Genomic DNA, 20506 nt, shown 5'->3' with positions numbered 1-20506 from the left:
CTAGAGTTAGTCTCATCATCCGCCTGTCTGCTCTTACAATACGAGACATCAGTCACTATGGGAGCCATATTGATGAAGGACGTGACCGTCACCACCTGCCAGGGAAAGCATATAGACGCCTATATAGATGCCCTCGCCCAACTGCGTATCGACGTCTTTCGGGATTACCCTTATCTCTATGCGGGCAATCTGGGCTATGAAGCCGACTATCTGGGCCGCTACGCTGCCAACCCACAGAGCTTCTTTGTGCTTGCCTTTAAGGAAAACCAACTGATCGGCGCGGCAACTGGCCAGCCCTTGCAGGACGAAGTGGATGAGTTTCGCTGCCCCTTTGATCATCAGGGAATTCCTGCCCACCAGGTGTTCTACTACGGCGAGTCTGTCCTGCGGCGTGACTACCGAGGGCTAGGCATCGGTAAACGCTTTATGGCAGAGCGTGAACAGCATGCGCGCCAGCAAGGATTCAGCATTGCCGCTTTTTGCGCGGTCGAACGGCCAGCCGATCACCCGCTCAAACCAGCTGGCTATCAGCCACTGCATGGTTTCTGGCAGGCGCAGGGCTACCAGCGTCACCCTGAACTGGCCACGACCTTTAGCTGGCAGGACATCAACGCATCAGCTGAAACCGCCAAGCCTATGGTGTTCTGGCTAAAAACACTCTGATTCAGCTCGGCTGGTCAGGGCTTTCTGGCCCACTCCAGCAGCGGTGCGGTGCGCCCATGCATATCCAGACGGGCCTGCAGGCGCACCAGATTCCAGTAGTGGCCGTTCAGTGCCCGCGACAGCAACAGCGTATCAGCGGGGGGCTGAAGGCGATCCATCGCTGCCCAGACCTTGGGAGTCAGCTCCCGCAGGCGGCGGTGAACACGCACATCACTGAAGTCCTGTTCACCCGGCGCAAACAGCGGCGACACGCACTCGGCAGATTCACGATACAGAGAAAGCGGCGCGCCCTGCCCCTGACGCCCGCCCATCTTGAGCAGCGCCTCATCCATGGCCATGGGGTCATGTTTAAGGGTGGCATCCAGCAACTGCATCATGGCCTTCAGGCGCGCTTGTGGCACCGGTATGACGGCACCAAAATCGTAAATCACCAGGCGCCCATCTTCATCAGCCGCGAAGTTGCCCGCATGGGGGTCAGCGTGCAGCTCGCCGTAGGTAAACAGCTCTTCGGTAATCCAGTCAGCCAGTACCTCGGCCACTTTCTGGCGGCGCTCATCATCAACACTTTCCAGCTCCCGCAGCGGCGTGCCGTCAACAAAGCGCATGGCCAATACATGCTGGCCGGAAAGCTCAAACAGGGGTTCTGGAATCACCAAACGCGGCTCATGCTGATAGCGCTCGCGATAGCGGGCCAGCGCCTTGGCCTCGGCCAGGTAATCCAGCTCTTCTCGCAGCCCTGCCGCTAGCTCTTCAAACAGGGCATCCAGGCGCGCCTGAGGCACCTTGAACCAGCGCCCTAGGCGCATCAGGCGTTTGACCTGCTTGAGATCGCTTTCCAACACCTCCGCCAGGCCCGGGTACTGAATCTTGAGCACCACAGTGTCATCGTCTTTGGTTACCGCGCGGTGCACCTGCCCCATGGAAGCACTGGCGAAAGGCCGCTTCTCTATCTGCTTGAAGTGTGCATCAATATCACCATACTGCAGCACCAGCGCTTCGCGGATGCGCGGCCAGGGCATCGGCTCGGCCTGGCGCTGCAAACGTGCCAGTTCATCGGCCAGATCCTGCGGCAGCAGGTCATCCCACTGAGACATGATCTGCGCCAGCTTCATCGCCGGGCCTTTCAGCTCGGAAAGCCCCTCAAACAAGGCTTCACCCAAGGCCCGCCAATCCGCCTGCCCCCCCATACGGGTTTTCAGCAAGGCCCCGCCGGTACGGGCACCCAGCCCCATCAATCGCCGCGTTCTGCCGCGCTCACGCATAGCGCTCGCCTCTACTGGTAAATTGGTAAGATGCGATAAGTTTACAGAACAGCGCCACCTTGTACAAAATATCTATACAAGATATTTACAGCGAGAGGAAAGAAGGCTTGCCCAGCGTTTTTAAAGCCAATTGCATTTGCTTACGCCCTTCGACATTATGAAAGGCTAGTAATTAAAAGGACTTAACACGTGCATTACCACCCCAACCAAACGCCAAAAAAGCTGCTCGGGTGATCGAGGAATGACACCTAAACTCCCCATCAATATTGATGACCTGCTCCACCACCGAACAGTGGAGAGTGAACGCATTGAATACAAGCAAGGCTGGAATCCTGAATCCATTCTGCATACCTTGTGTGCCTTCGCCAATGACTTCCACAACCTGGGTGGCGGTTATGTGCTCGTCGGTGTAGCTGAAAAGAATGGCCAGCCGCAGCTGCCACCAACCGGTTTATTGCCGGAACAGATCGACACCATTCAAAAAGAGCTGTTAAATCTGGGGCATTCAGCGATTGCGCCGCCCTTTCATCCGTTAACCGCCACCTATGAGATTCAGGGCAAAACCATTCTTGTGCTGTGGGCGCCAGGCGGAGAAACACGCCCTTATAAGGCCAAAACCAGCTTGGCCAGAAAGAGTGACTGGGCCTATTACCTGCGCAAACATACCAGCACGGTGAAAGCATCAGGGCAGGATGAGCGCGAACTGTTAAGCCTCGCTGCCACCGTACCCTTTGATGATCGCTATCGCCAAACCGCCGAATTAAGTGACCTTTCCCCCTACTTGATACGTGACTTTCTCTACGATATTGATAGCGAATTGGCGTCTGAAGCTCGTAACATGGATACCGAAACCCTGGGCCGCCGTATGAATGTGGTAGGAGGCCCCAGCGAAATGGCCTTTCCCAAAAACGTGGGGCTATTATTCTTTAACGAGCAACCCGAACAGTTCTTCCCAGCCACTCAGATAGATGCAGTGTATTTTCCTGATGGTGCCGGGGGAGATCACTTTGAAGAGAAGGTTTTCAAGGGCCCTCTGGGTCGCATCACTCGCACTGCACTGGACTATATTAATCGCAGCTATATAAAAGAAGGCGTGACAAAACATCCTGACCGCCCGCAGGCTGAACGTTTCTGGAACTTTCCCCAGGCAGCCATTGAAGAAGCCGTGGTGAATGCGGTGTACCACCGCTCTTATGAAATTCGCGAGCCGATCGAAATCCGTATTGATGGCCAGGAGCTTGTGGTGCTCAGTTTCCCCGGGCCAGACCGCTCGATTCGCTTGCAGGATCTACAAATAGGTAAAGCCGTCAGCCGTCGCTACCGTAATCGGCGTATTGGCGAATTTTTAAAAGAGCTGGATTTAACCGAAGGTCGTTCAACTGGGGTACCAAAGATCCTTCGCGTGATGAAAGCTAACGGTTCTCCAGAACCGATATTCGAGACTGACGATGAGCGCAGCTATTTTTTGATTCGATTACCCGTTCACAAGGGATTCTTGGTCGATACAGAGGCCGTGGCCAACCTCAGCCCCGAAGTAACCGAACAAGTAGGGACTAAGCAGGGACTAAGTAGGGAGCAAGTAGACTTACTTAATTGCTGTGTTGAAGAAACCTCCGTCACAGCTTTGATGCAAGTTACGGGGCGCTCCAATAGAACGAAATTCCGTTTAGCAGTGCTAAATCCGTTACTTGATTTAAAGTTAATTGAAATGACCCAACCTGACTCACCACGTAGCCCAACCCAAAAATACCGTTTGACTGAACTAGGCGAGCAAGTGCTGGCCAGCAAGTATAAACATTAACCCTAAGAGCAAGCATAAGGCGCCGCCATGCGTGTGATTATTGCCGAAAAACCCAGCCTGGCCCGTGCCATTGCCGAGGCACTCCCCGGCCGCATGCAGCGCCAAGAGGGCCTAATCCAGTGCGGGGATACCACCGTAACCTGGTGCCTGGGGCACCTGCTGGAACAGGCACCGCCGGAAGCCTACGATCCGGCCGACAAGCAGTGGCGCCTGGACCGCCTGCCGATTGTGCCCAGCCGCTGGCAGCTGGCGCCCAGGCCCAAGGCGCGCGGTCAGCTCAGTGTGATTCGCAAACTGCTCAAGCAGGCAAGCCTGGTGGTGCATGCCGGCGACCCGGATCGAGAAGGTCAGCTGCTGGTGCAGGAAGTGATTGAGCACATGAATTACCGTGGCCCGGTGCAGCGGCTACTGGTCAGTGATCTCAACCGCCCCGCCGTAGTGCGGGCGCTGGGCAGGCTGGAGGATAACCAGACTTTTCAGCCGCTATATCGCGCGGCTGAAGCGCGCGCCCGGGCAGATTGGCTGTATGGCATCAATCTGACCCGCGCCTGGACGCTGACCGGGCGCCAGGCCGGTCACGATGGCGTGCTCTCTGTGGGACGCGTGCAAACGCCGGTGCTGGGGCTGATTGTGCGTCGTGATAACACGATCCGCGACTTTGTGCCTTACCCCTTCTACCCGCTATGGGTTGATCTACAGGTGCAACACGGCCAGCTGCGCGCCTGGTGGGCACCCAAACCCAATCAGCCGCTGGATGAACAGGGCCGCCTGATTGACCGAATCCCGGCGGATGCCCTGGCCGCCCGTTTACCCGGTGCCCAGGGACAGCTTACCCAGCTGGAACAGCAGGAAAAACGCCAGAATGCCCCGCTGCCCTACTCACTTTCTGCCCTGCAGGTAGATGCGGCGCGGCGTTTCGGGCTTTCCGCCCAGGCAGTGCTGGATGGCTGCCAGCGCCTGTATGAGCAGCATAAGCTGATTACCTACCCGCGCTCAGACTGCCGCTACCTGCCGGAAGAACACTTTGCCGGGATGCGCAAGGTGCTCAACAGCGCCTGCCAGAACGACACCACTCTGAACGGCTGGCTGTCAGGCGCCGACTTCAGCCGTCGCTCCAAGGCTTGGAACGATAAACAGGTTGGCGCTCACCATGCCCTGGCGCCGACCGGCAAGCCTTTTGATGCCAGCGCAGTCAGCGATATCGATGCTAAGCTATTCCAGCTAATCAGCCGTAATGTACTGGCCCAGTTCTACCCACCACTGCGCACCTTTGAGGTAAAAGCCGAATTCACCCTGCTGGAAGAGTGCTTCCGCGCTCGTGGCCAGCAGGTGCTCGACCCCGGCTGGAAGCCCCTGTTCACCACCCGGGAAGAGTCCCCACCGCTGCCGACACTCACGCAAGGAGAAGCCTGCCAGGCGCTATCGGCCGGTGTGGAGGAACGCGAGACTCGCCCGCCAGAGCACTTTACCGACGCCAGCATCATCAAGGCGATGATGAATATCAGCCGCTATGTGGACGACCCCGAGGTGCGCCGCACCCTGCGCGACACCGATGGCCTGGGCACTGAAGCCACCCGCGCCGGGATTCTTGAAACTCTGGTGCAACGCGGTTATATCGTCCGCAAACAGAAAGCATTACGCGCCACCCGCCTGGGCAGCGCCCTGATAGCTGCCCTGCCCGAGGCGGTCAGCACACCGGAACGCACAGCCCTGTGGGAGCAGCGTTTAAGCGCCATTGCCGAACGCCAGGATGACGCAAATGCCTTCCAGCATGCACTGGTTGAAGATCTTTATGCACTACTGCGCCAAAGCGACGCCGGTAAACTACGTCACAGCCTGCAAACCGCCCAGGGTGAAGCCGCAGCGCCTGCTAAGCGTGGCGCTAAATCAAACAAGGGCTATACAAAACGCAAACCCACTGGAAGCAGGAAAAGAACAGCCTCCACAGGGGCAAAACGCAAAAAATAACTCTTGATAACCACCTTCCTTGCGAGACGATCATGTTAGAACAGGCCAGCCTTGCTCAGCAGCTCGGCATTGATTATCCCATTATCCAGGCGCCCATGGCTGGCGTGTCTACGCCTGCGCTGGCGGCGGCGGTGAGTAACGCCGGTGGGCTTGGGTCGATTGCTATTGGCGCCAACTCAGTGAAAAAAGCCCGTGAACTGATCGCTCAAACTCGTGAGCTGACATCAAAGCCGTTTAACGTCAATGTGTTCTGCCATCAGGCACCGAGATACGACGCTGCCCGCGAGGCCGCTTGGCTGAACCACCTGGCGCCCCTGTTTGCTGAATTCAGCGCAACACCGCCCAGCCAGCTGGATAAAATCTACACCAGCTTTGTTGAAGACGACGCGGCGCTGAATATGCTGATCGAAGAAAAACCCGCCGTTGTCAGCTTTCATTTTGGCGTGCCGCAAGCGGCCTGGGTCGAGGCGCTCAAAGCGGCAGGTATCGTTACCCTGGGCTGTGCAACCACCCTGGATGAAGCGCGCAAAATAGAGGCCGCTGGGGTGGATGTCATCGTCGCTCAAGGCTATGAAGCCGGAGGCCACAGAGGCGTATTTGACCCAACCAAAGGCGATGCTAGGATCGGCACCCTGGCGCTGGTACGCTTGCTTAGCCAGCAGTGTGGCATACCGGTTATCGCCGCCGGGGGCATCATGGATGGCCAAGGGATTGCAGCAGCCATGGCGCTAGGAGCAGAGGGTGTTCAGCTGGGCACGGCCTTTGTGCTATGCCCGGAATCAGCGGCGGATGATGCCTATCGCCGGGTATTGAAAAGCCCACAGAGCCAGCATACCGAGGTCACTCAGAGTATTTCCGGGCGCGCCGCACGGGGCATTGTCAATCGCTTTCACCGCGAAATTGATGCTGGCTTAGCTCATCATCCAAGCGCACCACCACCGCCGGATTACCCGTTCACCTATGCGGCAGGCAAAGCGCTGGCCAGCGCAGCGGCGCGCCAGGGTGAGCACGGGTTTGCCGCCCACTGGGCGGGTCAGGGCGCCCCCTTAGCGCGAGAAATGCCCGCAGAGGCAATGATTAACATGCTTATAAAAGAGTGGCTGGGTTAACTTTCACCCGCTTGGTTTAGGCTCCTTTGAAAAAACACAGGCTATAGACTAGAATTAACAAATTCTTATATTCCAAGATTTTTATCATCATTCAGCGAGTTTTTCTTCACATTTTTCTTAAATAAGCTACTTTCATTAGTAAGCACTGCAGTAACACAACAATACCGTGCTTATAATTAGAGTCTATGTATATAACAAGGAGAAATGAAATGGCTCAACTTGTTGAAGAGCTTAACAGCCTCGATTTTGGTGTCTACATTGGTGGCCCGCTACAAGCGGCGATACAGGCTCAGCAGGCAAGCTCCATGGCTGCGGTGGATTTCCTGCAGGAAGTTGGCTTTAAGAAAAAAGATGATAATAGCGAGGATCAAGTGTAAGCGCCCTTAAACCGGCATCTACCGCTCTCGCTTTTATCCCCTCACACTGATGCCATCAGATCTTTGTGAGGGGGTGTCATGACGCATCAAGAACGTGAGCAATATTGGCAGCAACAAGTCACCGAATGGCAAACCTCTGGCTTGTCCGGCATGGCGTTTTGCAAGCAACAAGCGCTAAAGTACCATCAGTTTTCTTACTGGCGTCAAAAGCTCTTGGCCAGCGCATCGTCAACAAAAGAGCCAGTCGCCAGTTTTGCCACCGTCGCATATCCCAATACCGGCACCGCAAAAGAAATAGACTCCACGGGGCTTACGGTATCACTGCCCGGCGGTATCACGGTCACGGGCTTGCACGCGGGCAACGTGGCGTTACTGGGCGATATCCTGAGGCAACTGTGAAGCGGCCGCGCTATTTACGCCCCGCGTGGGAAATGCCCGAGATCTACCTGTACCGCGCACCGGTCGATTTTCGCAAGCAAGCCAACGGCCTGGCGTTACTGGTGGAGCAAGAACTGGGACACAACCCCTTTAGCGGGGCGCTGTATGCCTTTACTAACCGGCAGCGAAATAAAATCAAGTGCCTGATGTGGGAAGACAATGGCTTCGTGCTCTACTACAAGGCGCTGGCCGAGGAGCGCTTCAAGTGGCCCGGCCCCTCGGATGACGTTATGGCGTTGACTGGCGAGCAGATCAACTGGCTGTTGGATGGCTACGATATCACCCTGATGCGCGGCCATAAAACACTGCATTACGACAGCGTCGGATAGGCCATAAAGCTCTTATTTTCAGTGCTTTAACACACCGAATCTGGTATCATTGGCCCATGAAAAAGCACCCCGAAGTCTCCTCCCAACTGCCTGATCTCAGTGGCCTCTCCGCCGCTGAGGTAGTGGCTCTTGTGGCGGGGCTTCAGCAACAGGTGACGGCTCAACAGACGGCGTTACAGCAACGTAATCTCTATATTCAATTGCTCGAAGAGAAGCTGCGCTTGCAGCGCATTCAGCAGTTCGCCGCGCGCAGTGAAAAGTCTGCGAACCAGGCTCATCTGTTCGATGAGACGGAGTTGGAAGCTGACATCGAGGCGCTACGCGATCAGTTACCCGACGATGTCGAAGAGCAAGACGCGCCGCGTCCCTCACGTCAACGTCGCCAACGTGGCTTCTCCGACACTCTGGTCCGTGAGCGTATTGAGCTTACGCTCAGCGAAGAAGAAAAAGTCGGGGCGACCAAGACCTTCTTCGCCAAGGTAAAAGAAGAGCTTCAGTTCATCCCCGCGCAGCTGAAAGTCCTCGAATACTGGCAGGAAAAAGCGGTGTTCCCGCTTGAGGGCAACGACCATCTCCTTACTGCGGAGCGTCCGGTTCATCCGCTAGGCAAGTGCACGGCGTCGACGTCACTGCTAGCGTACGTGATCACCTCCAAGTACGCAGACGGTTTGCCGCTGTACCGCTTGGAAGGCATGTTCAAGCGGTTAGGCCACGCTGTTAGCCGCACGCAGATGGCCAACTGGATCATCCGCCTGAATGACGTCTTCACGCCCTTGATCACGCTGATGCGCGAAGTGCAAAACAGCAGCGCGTATCTGCAAGCCGATGAAACGCGGCTGCAAGTGCTCAAGGAAGACGGCAAGACCGCTCAGTCAGATAAATGGATGTGGGTCACCCGAGGTGGCCCACCGGATCAACCGTCGGTGCTCTTTGCCTACGACCCGTCCCGCGGCGGCAGCGTGCCGGTGCGCCTACTCGACGACTTCTCAGGGATCCTGCAGGCCGATGGCTACGCCGGTTACGGCCAGGTATGCCGTGCCAACGGCATTACCCGCATTGGCTGTTGGGACCATGCGCGACGCAAGTTCGTGGAAGCGTCTAAGGCAGCCAAGGTCAACGCGAAAGGCAAGGGCGCCACGCCGGCCAAGGCCGAGGTAGGGCTTAGCCATATCAACAAACTCTACGCCATCGAACGGCAGATCAAGGATCTCAGCGAAGTGGAACGCTACCGTGTCCGCCAGGAGCTGAGCCTTCCGCGTCTTGAGGCCTTCAAGGCTTGGCTAGAGGCTAATGTTACCCGCGTCATGAAAGGCAGCCTGACGCGTCAGGCGATGGAATATACGCTGAACCAATGGGACTTCCTCATCGGCTATTGTGCGCGCGGCGACCTGCATATCAGTAATGTTCTGGCAGAAAACGCCATTCGCCCGTTTGCCGTTGGTCGAAGAGCCTGGCTGTTCGCGGATACCTCCCGCGGCGCTCACGCCAGTGCCACCTGTTATTCACTCATCGAAACGGCAAAAGCCAATGGCTTGGAGCCTGCTGCCTATATCCATTATGTGCTGGAGCACATCGCCACCGCTGATACGTTAGAGGCACTGGAAACGCTGCTGCCCTGGAACGTGAACTTGGCGCCCGCCGAAAAAAAGTGAAAGAACACGGCTAGGTCAAGTGTGTCGATTTAAGGGCGCTTACGATCAAGTGATTCGCTATGTCAACTTTAACTATGAAAAGCAAATCCCTAATCCAGATTTTACACTTGGTGAATCACCAGAAAACGAGCGCTACACCACGTCAACTGTTTCAGTTAAAGTGCCTTTTATAACAATGCTACAAGTGCCAAGCTTACGTATTGACACCTTAGATATTGAATTTAATGCGCGATTAACCTCCACACAGACCAAGAGCCTGAATTCAAAATTTTCTGCCAGTGCAGAATTAGGCATTGACTACAAGGTTGTCAATTTTAAGGCGTCAGCCTCCTATCAGCGCTCCTCGTCAAGGGGCGAAAAAGTTGAAAAGTCTTATTCACTGAATGTCAAGGTTCATGCAGTGCAGGACGAGATGCCAGCAGGTCTTGACCGGATTCTCAACCTATTGGAAGACAGCATCGTCAGTGCCTAGTTAGTCCTTCCAACCGATATATACAAGGCGGTGCCTGCGGGCACCCCTGTCAGTAATAATGGTTAAGGAGCTTGAATGAAACTGCACGATTATATTGGTAGCCTGGTTATAAGTATTCAACACGCGCGTGTTAGCGCTGACCTGCAGGCAGTCCGCGTTGCTGAGGATTATGCTAAACACAGATTGCTTGAACATTTCCCTGTGCCGAGAATGCGTTTGAAAGATGTAGAAATAACGTTCCCTGTTGCCATAACCCCAAATCAGGGTGAACCCGTAAGTAGACAGAAATCATTTGACAGTCGCCAGATCGCTTCACTCGCCTACCAGGAAACGTTATCTGGCCTGGGCCTGGAAAGTCTGAATCGCGCGTCATCCCAGAGATTTAGGCAATTCATCAACGAAGAGACTCAGCTGCTTGATAAAGCCATTATTGAATACGGCGAGACGCAAGCTCTTGAGACCTTTTCACACAAGATTGCAAAGCAAGGCTTTGATATACAAGTAACTGACTTATCTGACGATGATCTAAGAAAACACGTTTCACACGTGGCTGAGCGCCTTTCTGAAAAGTTAAAAGACACTATTAAACCTCAACCAGTCGCTGATCTGGGTAATCTGGATGTGTCGGTAGAAACAGACATCCTGCGCGAAAAGTCAGCGGCAAGCTTGGTCAACATCAAGCTTACCATTCAGGAAGATGGAGTTGAGTGGCACCGCATGGAAGATGAAGATGGAAAAGTTACCCGGAAACTGATTCCCGAATAAGCGGCGAAGAGCACATCATGAAACAATCTCATATCATGAAAAGCCAGGCCTACCACCACCTCTTGATGGAAACACCACGGATCGTCGACTCACTTTCCACTAAAAGCCCTCAAGCAGTTGATGATTTCATGGATTGGCTCAAAAAATCGGAAAAGATACTTGAAGAATATAACTGCCCCCAAGTCGCTGAACTTGCTTCTATCCGAAGTCAGCTACTGGCAGGAGGCTACCGCGGAGCCACCCGCAAAGAACAGCAACTGGCCGCTTGTGAACTTCTCCCTCAGGCGCAAAGGGTTTTACAGTTAATGCACGACGATGCAGTAAAGCCCATAGAAGAAGCCAGAAAGATAGTAGCTCCCCTTCTTGAGGCTATAGCACAAAGTGGTGCTGTTACTTTTGACAAAAAGGTAGGGTTTCAAAGTTTTGTTGGGCAGGTACATCATCTTTTAAGCCAACATGATCAATTGAAAGTCAATATGGTGCCGGTTAATGCTACGCTCAGCCACTCAGATAGAAGCTGGCTAATTGCAGATATGATCGAGCTGGATAACTGGCCATGCATAGCCACCAATACGGAATGATATCCACTGCCACAACATGGCCAACGAGGGTTGCATCACCCAGCAAGGGCCTTTTTAACATCACACCATGCTTTTCTTGCATTTCTTTGGTGCACACGGTGTGATATTCACGGTTCCTAGAAGAGACTATGCCAGCTAGATAATGGTGATCATTATCTAGCAAATCAGATTACCCATCTGCCGTAGCGCCTTTACTGATCCCTTCGAACACCACGATGCGGGTGGGTTCGCCGGTTTGCGCCGCGACCTTGTCCGCCAGCCATTGAGCAATGTTTTCAATCGTGGTGGGCACCTTGAGTACTGCCGTGCGTGATTCAGGCAGGCTCAGGCTGAATGCTCCTTGAGCTGAAAGATAACGGTATAAAATTTGCCCGTCTTGTGACGTTTCGATAATATCCGCAGCCTCGATCAGGTAGCGATGATTGAGCCAGTCACTCCACTGCTGCTCAAGCTGGGGTACCCGCTGAGCATGCTGATAAATCTCCAGCCGCGAACGATGACCATGGGCAATGCGCTGGCAGTTGCCAAGGTGGCGCTTCAGGCCATGGCTGTAGCCAAACGCCGCACCGTCAATGGTTTCAGCACTCAGGGTCAGGGTGACCCGAGAGACGTTAGGCGGCCGCTGGGCATTCAACAGCGCTTCGCAGTGAGCCAGAATATCCGCCTCGCTCACCTCTGCGGTTGGCAGAGCAGTCACTGCCTCTAGCGGCGTTTCCAGGCACATCGCATAGGGGTACTGAGCCTCCACCGTACAACGCTTGTCATCAATTTTCTCGGTCACACCGTCTGCATATTTCGGCACCAGCAAGGTATGATCCGGCCCCGCATCCAGCACCCGCTTGATCCAGGGTTTGACCTCGCCAAAATCCAGCAGCATGCCGTCGTCGCCCAACTCACCTTCCAGCGTAGCGTTGACCAGCCAGCTCATGCCGGTCAGACCGTGAACAGGGTTCCAGATGGAAACGTCCAGATGGGTTAAATGGTTAACAAAAAGCGCCATTATTCAAAACCTGCCAGTTTGTGAAGTTGCATGGACAAACGCCACTGCGGGTGATTGAGACAGTAATCCACCGTCTGCTGCACGGTATTGCCGCTGGGGTTCTGCAAGGCACTCTGATCCATGGGCTGCAGATAGAAATGGGCGAAATCCAGGGCACTAAAGCGCTCCGGCAAGGCGTCCTGCTGAGGGTAGACCAGCTTGAGCTCATCGCCCTGCGTCACCACCAGCCTTGCCTGGCTTTTGGGGCTGACGCAGACCCAGTCAATGCCCTCGGGCACGGGCAAGGTGCCGTTGGTTTCCACCGCTATTTCAAAGCTGCGTTCGTGCAGAGCATCTGTAAGCGCGGTGTCCACTTGCAGAAGCGGCTCGCCGCCGGTCATCACCACATATGGCGTGGCGTTGGAAATTACTGGCCACAGCGAGACGATATGCTCTGCCAGGGCCGCTGGCGTGGCAAAGCGCCCACCGTTCGTGCCATCGGTGCCGACAAAATCGGTATCACAGAACTGGCAGACGGCCGTGCTACGATCCTGCTCGCGCCCGGACCACAGGTTACAGCCGCTGAAACGGCAGAAAACACTCGCGCGACCGCTCTGCGCCCCTTCACCCTGCAAGGTGTAGAAGGCTTCCTTGATATGGTACATGGTGTTGCCTCTTGGGAGATCAGGACGGCCGGTAGGCGATGGGGTCTTCAATGCCGTTAACGGCAAAGGCTTCCAGGCGGTCAATACAGCTGCCGCACTCACCGCAGGCCAGTTCCTCGCCCTGGTAGCAGGTCCAGGTGTGGCGGTAGTCCAGCCCCATCCTGATTCCATCGGCCAGAATATCGGCCTTGGCAGCATGCAGGTAAGGCGCGTGAATGGTCACCGGATTAAAGTCGGCCAGGCCAGCGGCTTCGTTCATGGCATCCACAAATGCTGGGCGACAGTCCGGATAGATCAGGTGATCCCCCGCGTGGGCACCATAGTAGACATCCTGAGCGCCGATATTGATGGCCTTGGCGATGCTCATCGATAACAGCATCATGTTGCGGTTGGGCACCACGGTCGCCTGCATATTGCTTGCGGCGTAGCGTCCACTGGGAATGGCCTGGCGGGGATCGGTCAGCGCCGAGTTATCAATCAGGCCGTGAATGGCGCGGATATCGACCACCTGGTGGGCGATGCCAAGGGCCTGGCAGACCTGGCGGGCCATACCCAGTTCACGGGAATGGCGCTGGCCGTAGTCAAAGGAAAGCGCATGCACATCAGTATGCTGGTGACGGGCGCGATGCAGCAGGGTAAAGGAATCCATGCCGCCGGAATACACCACCACAGCGGGTCGGTGTTGGGAAGGTTGTGACATCAGGGGTGCTCATTGTCGGAGAATTTGTACAAAGCGAGATGCCAGCATGGCTGGCTGCCGGGTTCCGGTCCGGCTGAGCGGGATTTTACGCAGTAAGCCTGAAGTTGGCCAGCACAAAGCGCCCTCGCTTATATATCACCCAAGCGCTTGCCTAACTCCAATTACTCTACCCGCTACTTGCAGCGAAATAGTCGGTAAATTCAATCATGCAATCAGCCCATCATCGCCTGCCGTCACCCCAACCTCTTCAACCATAACGGTGTAATTACCTCTATCGTCATTACCCCGTTCTGATGCCTCAACGTAATAGGTATCACTTGAGTCAGCGGTAAACTGAAACTGCGCTTCATCATCACTGGCATCCGTTGCTCCACTGATGCCACCTCCATCCGGGTTAAGCAGTCTCAGATAAGCCGTATCCAGATCGTCTTCAGGCGTCATCTGGAAGAGATAGTCTTGGCCTGCTTGCAGATCCACGGCAAAGACATCTTTATCTGATGCCTTTTCAATCATGCCATCAACAGATTCACCCAACTCGATAGCAGTGGCTGTCGCTGGCGTATCTCCATAATCATCCAGGACGCCTTTCATGTCAGGTGCATATTCCGGATTAACCAAAGCTCCCTCTTCCTCCACATAGCGGGTATCGCCTAAAACTTCGTCATTGACCATTAGCGCTTGCATGTCAACAACGAGGTCTTCCGCATTCCCGCCACTGATGACAAACTCAAATTCGAGCACTCCACTGGTAGAACCGTTGGTCGCTGAAAGTGAATAGCTTGCCGTCGTAACGCCACCGCTACTGAAGCTTGATGACGAGGTCGATAAAGCTCCCCCGCCCTGCAAGGAAACATCATCCAGAGCAACCGTAGAGGGATACTCCAGATTAAAACTAATGCTGTTGCTGCCTGATGTCCATTGATCACTCAAAGTCAGTTCCAGGCGTAACAGATTCGGGTCTGTTTCGGGTTCGGGTTCGGGTTCGGGTTCGGGTTCGGGTTCGGGTTCGGGTTCGGGTTCGGGTTCGGGTTCGGGTTCGGGTTCGGGTTCGGGTTCGGGTTCGGGTTCGAGATTTTTGACAGCCTGAATATTGTTTTCAAGCGCTTGTTTATCATCAGCTGCGGCAGCTTGTGCCAGCGTAAATGCTAAAGATGAAAGCGTTAATGCACCGCTATCAAGTTGCTCAGCCCAGTAAGCGGCACCGTCTGCATCCGGCTCGCGGCTGAAAAGCTTGTTGTACAGAGCCGACAGCTGCGCGTCCGTCTCCATGCCGCCGTATTGCACCACATACTCATCAGAATTTCCAAACGCCTCAATAAGCGGTGCAAGGTCGCCGTTTGACGACTTCATGGCGCCCAGCCAGAAAGCTTTACCTTCTGCGTCTGCAGCACGCCCGTAGTAGCCCGCATACAGGGTATCTATGATCTCGCCATACGTCTGATTCTGGGCATTATCGATACGTGCCTCAAACGCGCTGGCGTCTTCTCCTTCTGCCGCATCAGCAATAAACCGTGCCACCTCAGCAAGGCTTATACCCTCCTCAAGCTTGGCTGCCCAGTAATTACGGCCTTGTGCTTCAACATCACGGCCTAACAAATGCTGATAAAGCGTGTTAGCCTGCTGTTGGGGAGTCTGTCCAGCATAAAGTTCATCAAACTCAGGCGCTTGCGTAAACACTTGGTTTACCGCATCAAGCCCACTGGCCTCAAGCTGTTCCGCCCAATAAAGAAGCCCCACCCAATCAGCGGGACGGTTATAGACAGTCAGGTAAAGCGTTTGAATATCAGTATGCACAGCCATCGTCTTCCCTCCAGGTGATCGCACGGCACTTTTACACAATATTTCTATTATATAAAATTACTTACATTAGCGAACAATAGCAAGAAGAAAAGGGTCTATCGACTTTCGGCTTTGATGCTTATCCTTGCGCCAGATAACGACTGGGCCTGCTCAGGCAGGTACAGTGAACAAAGCGTACGGCCAGCGCGGGTATCAATGACTGCCTTGAGATACGGGGTCTGTTACTTTCAGAGTCGAGCCGGACGACGACGGGGAAAGTCACCGCAATGGAAATGGCTGGTAGCTGTTCAGTGTATGCAGATTGAACGGGGTGATAGCTTGAACAGAGCAGCAGAGTTATACCACTCCAACGCCTTCGTACAAGTCCTGTGCGCATAGACTCGAGAACCCCGTACTCACCTAGCAGGAGCCACCATGAAAGACTCAGATTTGACCAAGAAACAGCCCAGCGACAGCCAGGAGCCCAAAAGGCCTGCATCAAACAGGATCAGCCCTGCCGAGCAGTTTTTTATTGTCGGCGGCTTTAGCCTGCTTCAAAAACTGCTGTTGGTCATCACCGGGCTCTTAACCCTGAGCGCCGCCGCCAACGAGTTGTTCGGGGTTTACCAGCGAGGTAACGTCGAACTGGCCGATATTCTGCTGCTGTTCTTGTACACCGAAGTCGTCGCCATGGTGCTGGTCTCCTACACCGGACGCGGCTCGCCGTTTGTCTACCCAATCTTCATTGCCATCACCGCCATTGCCCGCTTGATCGTTCTGCAAGGCAAGGAAATGAACCCGCAGAATATCGTGTTCGAGGCCGGTGCCATCGTCTTGCTGACTATTGCTGCCACTGTATTAATGCGTTTGCCACGAGAATAGATAAAAGAAATAAAAGGGACAGCCCGTCATTCCCAATTTCACCACCACCTCGTCACTTCCAGCCTCACCACCATCTCGTCATTCCCGATCTAACCACCACCCTCTCATTCCCGAGTGAAGTTATCGGGAATCCAATTTGAAATTTTCAGCAGAGACCAATCAAAGAGACAGTTAACGCTTGCCTGAACCTTTTATCCAGAAACAGACATTAATTACACGCAAAAAACCCCGGATAATATCCAGGGCATAAATAGATTTTACAGAACAGTCAACCTTCCAATACAGCGCGTATTAGAAGTAAAAACGTGTACCGATCATAATCTTGGTGGCGGAATCAGAAAGCTCATCACCATCAAAATTAATGTCGTCGGTAGAAATATTGTGGTTAACTTCGCCAGCAATCGCAACATTGTCATTAATGAAATACTTGATGCCACCTGACAAGCCAACACTTAGTGCTGTTACATCTTCAAAATCGACATCAGCGGTGTCTTTGAAGTCTTCATCAAAATCAAAATTAGCACTTGCCAGACCAGCAGAGGCTCCTACATAAGGTACCCAGTTGGTGGCATTATTGAAGTTATATTCAGTAAACAGGCCCAGATCAAAATTCAGAACACTGCCTGTTGCGCCAACGCCAGATTTCACACCTACCTGCCAATCATCGCGAATAAAGCGACCATATGTAATATCGAGGTTCAGTTCAAAATCATCCTGTGCATCAAGGTCCAGGTTTCCCTGCACACCCAGTTCCTGGGTGCCTTGCTCAAGACGTGCTTCGGCCATCATTGAGGTCATACCCAACACAGCAACAAACGTGGACAAAATAATATTCTTTTTCATTTCTTTTACCTCTACGCATTATACGTTTCATCTTGCAAAAAGTGGCAAGCCGCGCGGATGCTACATTAGCGCTGACCGAATGCATAGAGGATTTGACGCTACTTTAGCAACTTAACTAACAACAATTATTAAATAAAAAACAAATTTTTCTCAGCTGCCCAATTTGACCTTTTAGCCAAAGCCAAGGGCTTTAGATCAGAATGTATTCCAGCTGAAAGTATGCGGGAATGACAGTCTGGAGAGAAGTCGTTACTAGTTGCTGGCCATCAGTCAGGATCTGCTGATGCGCGGCGACCCCACCGCCCTTTTTGCCCCCTACCGACTGCCAGGTGATCAGATACCCCACCGGCCTGTAGCGGTGCAGGTAGACCAGGCATTCGAAGGCTTTCTGCTTGCCTGAGGAGAACAGCCAGTAGAAGATATCCGGGCGTCAGCAAGCCGATCAATACGGGATTTACAGGCGGTGCCTGCGTGTTACGCTGGAGCCAAGCATGAACCTACGCAGCATGGAATGAACAGACATCTTGTGGCGACTCTCCGTCGAATTAGGCCGACGTTTACACGGATTTTTTAAAGCACATTTCGCTCGCTGCTCTGGCGCTGCCCATAACAAACAGAGGCTTTCCAATGAAATACCAACTTGCCAACCTGCGTAATGGCCCGCATGGCGATATCTTCGATACCCCAGAGGCCGCCACTGCTGCGCTTCACAAGGCGATCAATGAAGAAGCGGAAGCCAACATCCGCGACAGCGATATGCTGCCGGATGAAGCCTATGCTCAGGCTCGTGACACCTACTGGGTGGTTGACGTTGTTGAATCGAACCGGAGCTGACCTCGGTACCGTCAATAACATGGCCGTTGGCGCTGCGTCATCTAAAGCAGTCAACGGCCATGTTCATTCAGCAGATTCTAGTCGGCAGGGGTTTTCTTGAGGGCTTTTTCAAGCCGTTCGATCTCGGCCTGCGCATTGATGAGTTCACTTGCATCATACTGCACGCCCAGATAGTAGATTAACTGGCCCGAGGTATCATACAGCGGCTGAATCATCAGCCGGTTGTAGAACAAGGTGCCGTCCTTGCGGTAGTTGCGCAGCGTCACCTCAACGGGTTCATGCACTTTAAGGGCAGCGCGAATTTTATCCAGCTCGGGTTGATCACGATCCTCACCCTGCAGAAAGCGACAGTTGCGCCCCAGAATTTCTTCCTGGCTGTAGCCGGTCAGCCGCTCAAAAATGGTATTGGCATAAATAATCGGGGTATCTGGCTGATCCGGGTCGGAGAGCGTGACGCCATTGACGCAGGTATTCAGAATCTGTGTCAGTACGTGTGGAATAACGCCAGTATCTTTATCAGGGATAAATAGCATGGTTTCTCCAGCCGAGGGGTGCGTTATCAAACCTATTAGTCTGTTTTCTGTTGACCAAGTTCTCGTTCGGCCAGTGTTTTCAGATCGCGAACGACGCGATCCGTACCATCCTTGACGGCAACACGAATAAGTTTTTCGAACGGCCGCAAACCGAAGCTCAGGCGCGCCATTTCGAAACTGAAGGTGAGCCGTGTGTAATCAAAATGCGGTTCGAAAAAGTAGTTGATTTCAAAAGGGTCTTTGATCCCTTTGAAACACACCCGACGCTCAGGCTCTAGTGCAATGACCTTGAAATCGGCCTCGGAACGGCGCCCTTGATCTATTCTCACCTGCCGCGCCGTCCATCCGACGGTCAGCGGCCCGCTGTTCAAAGGTGTCAGCGATTGAACTTCAGGCGACCACCGCGGATAGTTGCGGACAAAATCGGTTACCACGAAGTGGAAGATATCAGGCACCGAACAGCGAATCAGGATACTGGATTGAGACTTAACCATCGTTCGAACACTTCCCATGAGGACGGTTGACGGTAGTTCGCCATGCTGCGGGCATTTGCGCGAACAGGATCATCACCAGGCCCTGTTGCAGGTAATCATCACAACACGCTAGCAGAAAGCCTTGCAGACCCTCAAGGCATTATTTGCCCGGGCGGCCGATATCAAGCTGGCCATGGCCTCAGGGGCGTAGTGTTTTATGCAGCTTGGCCAGGCCGAGCGCAGCATCATGGGGCATAGCCGATACATACCATTCGGCGAGGATTTTTCCGCCACAACGCCTACACCCTTGAGCATACGAAACACCACCTGCCCCATCTTCTGTCTGGAAAACGCTGACCACTCCCCCACTGCTGGGTCACGCTGAGGTCCATTGATAACGCGCCAACCCTTTATCCACCATGAATGATGGCATGCTGCAAGCCGGCGTCATCCGTGCTTACCAACAGCAAGGACGCGGTGATTCGGCTTGCCCGCACCATCAGGTTGCCGCCGATAAGGTCGGCGTTGAAGGAAAACGAAGCCGTCACAAAATTCCAGAGAGGTCGAAGTCAACATCCTTTCAGCGCTACCAAGAAGCATCACACCCACCCCCGCATCCTCGCTGCCAGGTAAGGCGCTGATAGAGTCACCGCCAGCACCACCGGCCAGAGGTTACCTTGCTGAAAGGTATAGGCCGCCAGCATCTCAGGCCAGGTTTTGCCTTGAGCGAGGCCGAACGAGAATTCAAACACCAGTGTCAGCGCCAGCCAGCCAAGGCCTAGCCATGCATATTGCTGAGATGACAACTCAGGCAGCCAGGGTAGCGCCAGATATGCCATCCCGAGAATCAGCGCTGAAAGCAGCAGACCACTGACCCGGTAGGCCGCCACTTCGCCCAGCCAGGGCAAGAGTATTGCTTCACGCACAACACCATTGGCGATTGCCAATACCAGAATACCTATCCAGATAAGGCAGGCTTTTAAGACTACGGGCAGCATGTTGTCCTCGTGTTGAAGCTTTAGCCAGACATCATCACGACGTTCATTGCAGCGGCTGAGAGTATGCTAAGCCGCCGTCAGGTAATTGTAGGCAAGCATCAGGATAAACAGAAAATAACCGCCGATAATGCCTATGGTGGTTCGGCCACTACGCCGCCCGATAATCGCACCGCAAAGCCCTAGCACCAGGCCAATGAACATAAAGCTCATCCCGGCTACCAACCCTGTGAAGCTGAATCCCGGCGTTAGCAGGAGCGCATACAGAAAAGCCCCCAACGCATAAATACCCAGCAATGAGGCCCATTCCTGACGCTTTATGAACATACTTCCTCCTGATTCTGGCTTGTTCGCTCGCTTGGCTTGATGTGTAGTTGGCCTAGTGAATCGCGATCATTGTCTTTAT

General features: G+C 54.0%; 25 protein-coding genes. 13 read left to right on the top strand and 12 right to left on the bottom strand.

The features are described 5' to 3' along the window. Positions 1-72 precede the first annotated feature (72 nt). Complete coding sequence (locus OR573_07255; protein XGA81416.1) at positions 73-663, top strand: GNAT family N-acetyltransferase; 591 nt, start codon at positions 73-75, stop codon at positions 661-663. A gap of 14 nt (positions 664-677) precedes the next feature. Here OR573_07255 and OR573_07250 read toward each other — a convergent pair whose 3' ends face one another. Next, positions 678-1925 carry an AarF/ABC1/UbiB kinase family protein gene (locus tag OR573_07250; GenBank protein XGA81415.1) on the bottom strand — a complete coding sequence of 416 codons (1248 nt, stop codon included), beginning with the start codon at positions 1923-1925 and terminating at the stop codon, positions 678-680. A gap of 241 nt (positions 1926-2166) precedes the next feature. Here OR573_07250 and OR573_07245 point away from each other — a divergent pair, with 241 nt between their 5' ends. The 10 genes from OR573_07245 to OR573_07200 all read left to right on the top strand — a co-directional run bounded on the left by OR573_07245 (position 2167) and on the right by OR573_07200 (position 11417). Continuing rightward, on the top strand, positions 2167-3726 hold the full coding sequence (locus tag OR573_07245) for a putative DNA binding domain-containing protein (protein ID XGA81414.1): 1560 nt from the start codon (positions 2167-2169) through the stop codon (positions 3724-3726). 27 nt (positions 3727-3753) lie between these two features. Next, positions 3754-5694: a DNA topoisomerase III gene (locus OR573_07240; GenBank protein ID XGA81413.1), complete on the top strand. Its 1941-nt coding sequence runs from the start codon at positions 3754-3756 to the stop codon at positions 5692-5694. Positions 5695-5726: 32 nt separating this feature from the next. Continuing rightward, the gene (locus OR573_07235) at positions 5727-6803 is read left to right on the top strand and encodes a nitronate monooxygenase (GenBank protein ID XGA81412.1); all 1077 of its coding nucleotides are present in this window, start codon (positions 5727-5729) and stop codon (positions 6801-6803) included. A 209-nt stretch (positions 6804-7012) separates the two neighbouring features. Further along, positions 7013-7180, top strand: a complete 168-nt coding sequence (locus OR573_07230) for a DUF2589 domain-containing protein (GenBank protein ID XGA81411.1) — start codon at positions 7013-7015, stop codon at positions 7178-7180. Between the two features lie 78 nt (positions 7181-7258). Continuing rightward, positions 7259-7579, top strand: coding sequence for a hypothetical protein (locus tag OR573_07225; protein ID XGA81410.1), 321 nt, complete (start codon positions 7259-7261; stop codon positions 7577-7579). Between the two features lie 32 nt (positions 7580-7611). Further along, complete coding sequence (gene tnpB / locus OR573_07220; protein ID XGA81409.1) at positions 7612-7947, top strand: IS66 family insertion sequence element accessory protein TnpB; 336 nt, start codon at positions 7612-7614, stop codon at positions 7945-7947. A gap of 56 nt (positions 7948-8003) precedes the next feature. Beyond that, on the top strand, positions 8004-9599 hold the full coding sequence (locus tag OR573_07215; GenBank protein XGA81408.1) for an IS66 family transposase: 1596 nt from the start codon (positions 8004-8006) through the stop codon (positions 9597-9599). Positions 9600-9648: 49 nt separating this feature from the next. Further along, complete coding sequence (locus OR573_07210) at positions 9649-10071, top strand: DUF2589 domain-containing protein (protein XGA81407.1); 423 nt, start codon at positions 9649-9651, stop codon at positions 10069-10071. A gap of 75 nt (positions 10072-10146) precedes the next feature. Continuing rightward, complete coding sequence (locus OR573_07205) at positions 10147-10836, top strand: hypothetical protein (GenBank protein ID XGA81406.1); 690 nt, start codon at positions 10147-10149, stop codon at positions 10834-10836. 17 nt (positions 10837-10853) lie between these two features. After that, positions 10854-11417 (top strand): hypothetical protein, encoded by a 564-nt coding sequence (locus OR573_07200; protein ID XGA81405.1) that lies wholly within the window; start codon positions 10854-10856, stop codon positions 11415-11417. 169 nt (positions 11418-11586) lie between these two features. Here OR573_07200 and OR573_07195 read toward each other — a convergent pair whose 3' ends face one another. The 4 genes from OR573_07195 to OR573_07180 all read right to left on the bottom strand — a co-directional run bounded on the left by OR573_07195 (position 11587) and on the right by OR573_07180 (position 15561). Beyond that, on the bottom strand, positions 11587-12417 hold the full coding sequence (locus OR573_07195) for a 6-carboxytetrahydropterin synthase (protein ID XGA81404.1): 831 nt from the start codon (positions 12415-12417) through the stop codon (positions 11587-11589). Next, entirely contained in the window at positions 12417-13061 is a 645-nt protein-coding gene (gene queE, locus OR573_07190; GenBank protein XGA81403.1) for a 7-carboxy-7-deazaguanine synthase, read from the bottom strand. Before queE ends, OR573_07195 begins: the two co-directional genes overlap by 1 nt. 19 nt (positions 13062-13080) lie before the next feature. After that, entirely contained in the window at positions 13081-13761 is a 681-nt protein-coding gene (gene queC, locus OR573_07185; protein XGA81402.1) for a 7-cyano-7-deazaguanine synthase QueC, read from the bottom strand. A 204-nt stretch (positions 13762-13965) separates the two neighbouring features. Then, complete coding sequence (locus tag OR573_07180) at positions 13966-15561, bottom strand: DUF4214 domain-containing protein (protein XGA81401.1); 1596 nt, start codon at positions 15559-15561, stop codon at positions 13966-13968. Between the two features lie 414 nt (positions 15562-15975). Here OR573_07180 and OR573_07175 point away from each other — a divergent pair, with 414 nt between their 5' ends. After that, positions 15976-16422 (top strand): phosphate-starvation-inducible PsiE family protein, encoded by a 447-nt coding sequence (locus tag OR573_07175; GenBank protein XGA81400.1) that lies wholly within the window; start codon positions 15976-15978, stop codon positions 16420-16422. A 291-nt stretch (positions 16423-16713) separates the two neighbouring features. Here OR573_07175 and OR573_07170 read toward each other — a convergent pair whose 3' ends face one another. Next, the gene (locus OR573_07170) at positions 16714-17265 is read right to left on the bottom strand and encodes an outer membrane beta-barrel protein (GenBank protein ID XGA81399.1); all 552 of its coding nucleotides are present in this window, start codon (positions 17263-17265) and stop codon (positions 16714-16716) included. Positions 17266-17892: 627 nt separating this feature from the next. Between OR573_07170 and OR573_07165 the strand changes: the two genes are divergently transcribed. After that, complete coding sequence (locus tag OR573_07165) at positions 17893-18099, top strand: hypothetical protein (protein XGA81398.1); 207 nt, start codon at positions 17893-17895, stop codon at positions 18097-18099. A 77-nt stretch (positions 18100-18176) separates the two neighbouring features. On the opposite strand, the gene OR573_07160 is transcribed toward OR573_07165, so the two are convergent. The 6 genes from OR573_07160 to OR573_07135 all read right to left on the bottom strand — a co-directional run bounded on the left by OR573_07160 (position 18177) and on the right by OR573_07135 (position 20427). Next, the gene (locus OR573_07160; GenBank protein XGA81397.1) at positions 18177-18632 is read right to left on the bottom strand and encodes a PAS domain-containing protein; all 456 of its coding nucleotides are present in this window, start codon (positions 18630-18632) and stop codon (positions 18177-18179) included. A 35-nt stretch (positions 18633-18667) separates the two neighbouring features. Then, positions 18668-19126 carry an SRPBCC family protein gene (locus OR573_07155; protein XGA81396.1) on the bottom strand — a complete coding sequence of 153 codons (459 nt, stop codon included), beginning with the start codon at positions 19124-19126 and terminating at the stop codon, positions 18668-18670. A 108-nt stretch (positions 19127-19234) separates the two neighbouring features. After that, positions 19235-19420, bottom strand: coding sequence for a hypothetical protein (locus OR573_07150; protein ID XGA81395.1), 186 nt, complete (start codon positions 19418-19420; stop codon positions 19235-19237). Positions 19421-19515: 95 nt separating this feature from the next. Beyond that, positions 19516-19653, bottom strand: a complete 138-nt coding sequence (locus OR573_07145) for a hypothetical protein (protein ID XGA81394.1) — start codon at positions 19651-19653, stop codon at positions 19516-19518. 51 nt (positions 19654-19704) lie between these two features. Then, positions 19705-20103, bottom strand: coding sequence for a hypothetical protein (locus OR573_07140; GenBank protein ID XGA81393.1), 399 nt, complete (start codon positions 20101-20103; stop codon positions 19705-19707). 66 nt (positions 20104-20169) lie between these two features. Then, positions 20170-20427 (bottom strand): hypothetical protein, encoded by a 258-nt coding sequence (locus OR573_07135; protein ID XGA81392.1) that lies wholly within the window; start codon positions 20425-20427, stop codon positions 20170-20172. Positions 20428-20506: the final 79 nt, after the last annotated feature.

Origin of the sequence: Halomonas sp. CH40 (genome assembly GCA_041875495.1) — a bacterium.
In the GTDB taxonomy this organism is placed as follows: Bacteria; Pseudomonadota; Gammaproteobacteria; order Pseudomonadales; family Halomonadaceae; genus Vreelandella.
The sequence above is the reverse complement of the archived record's forward strand: the minus strand, read 5'-3'. Positions and strand labels throughout refer to the sequence as shown.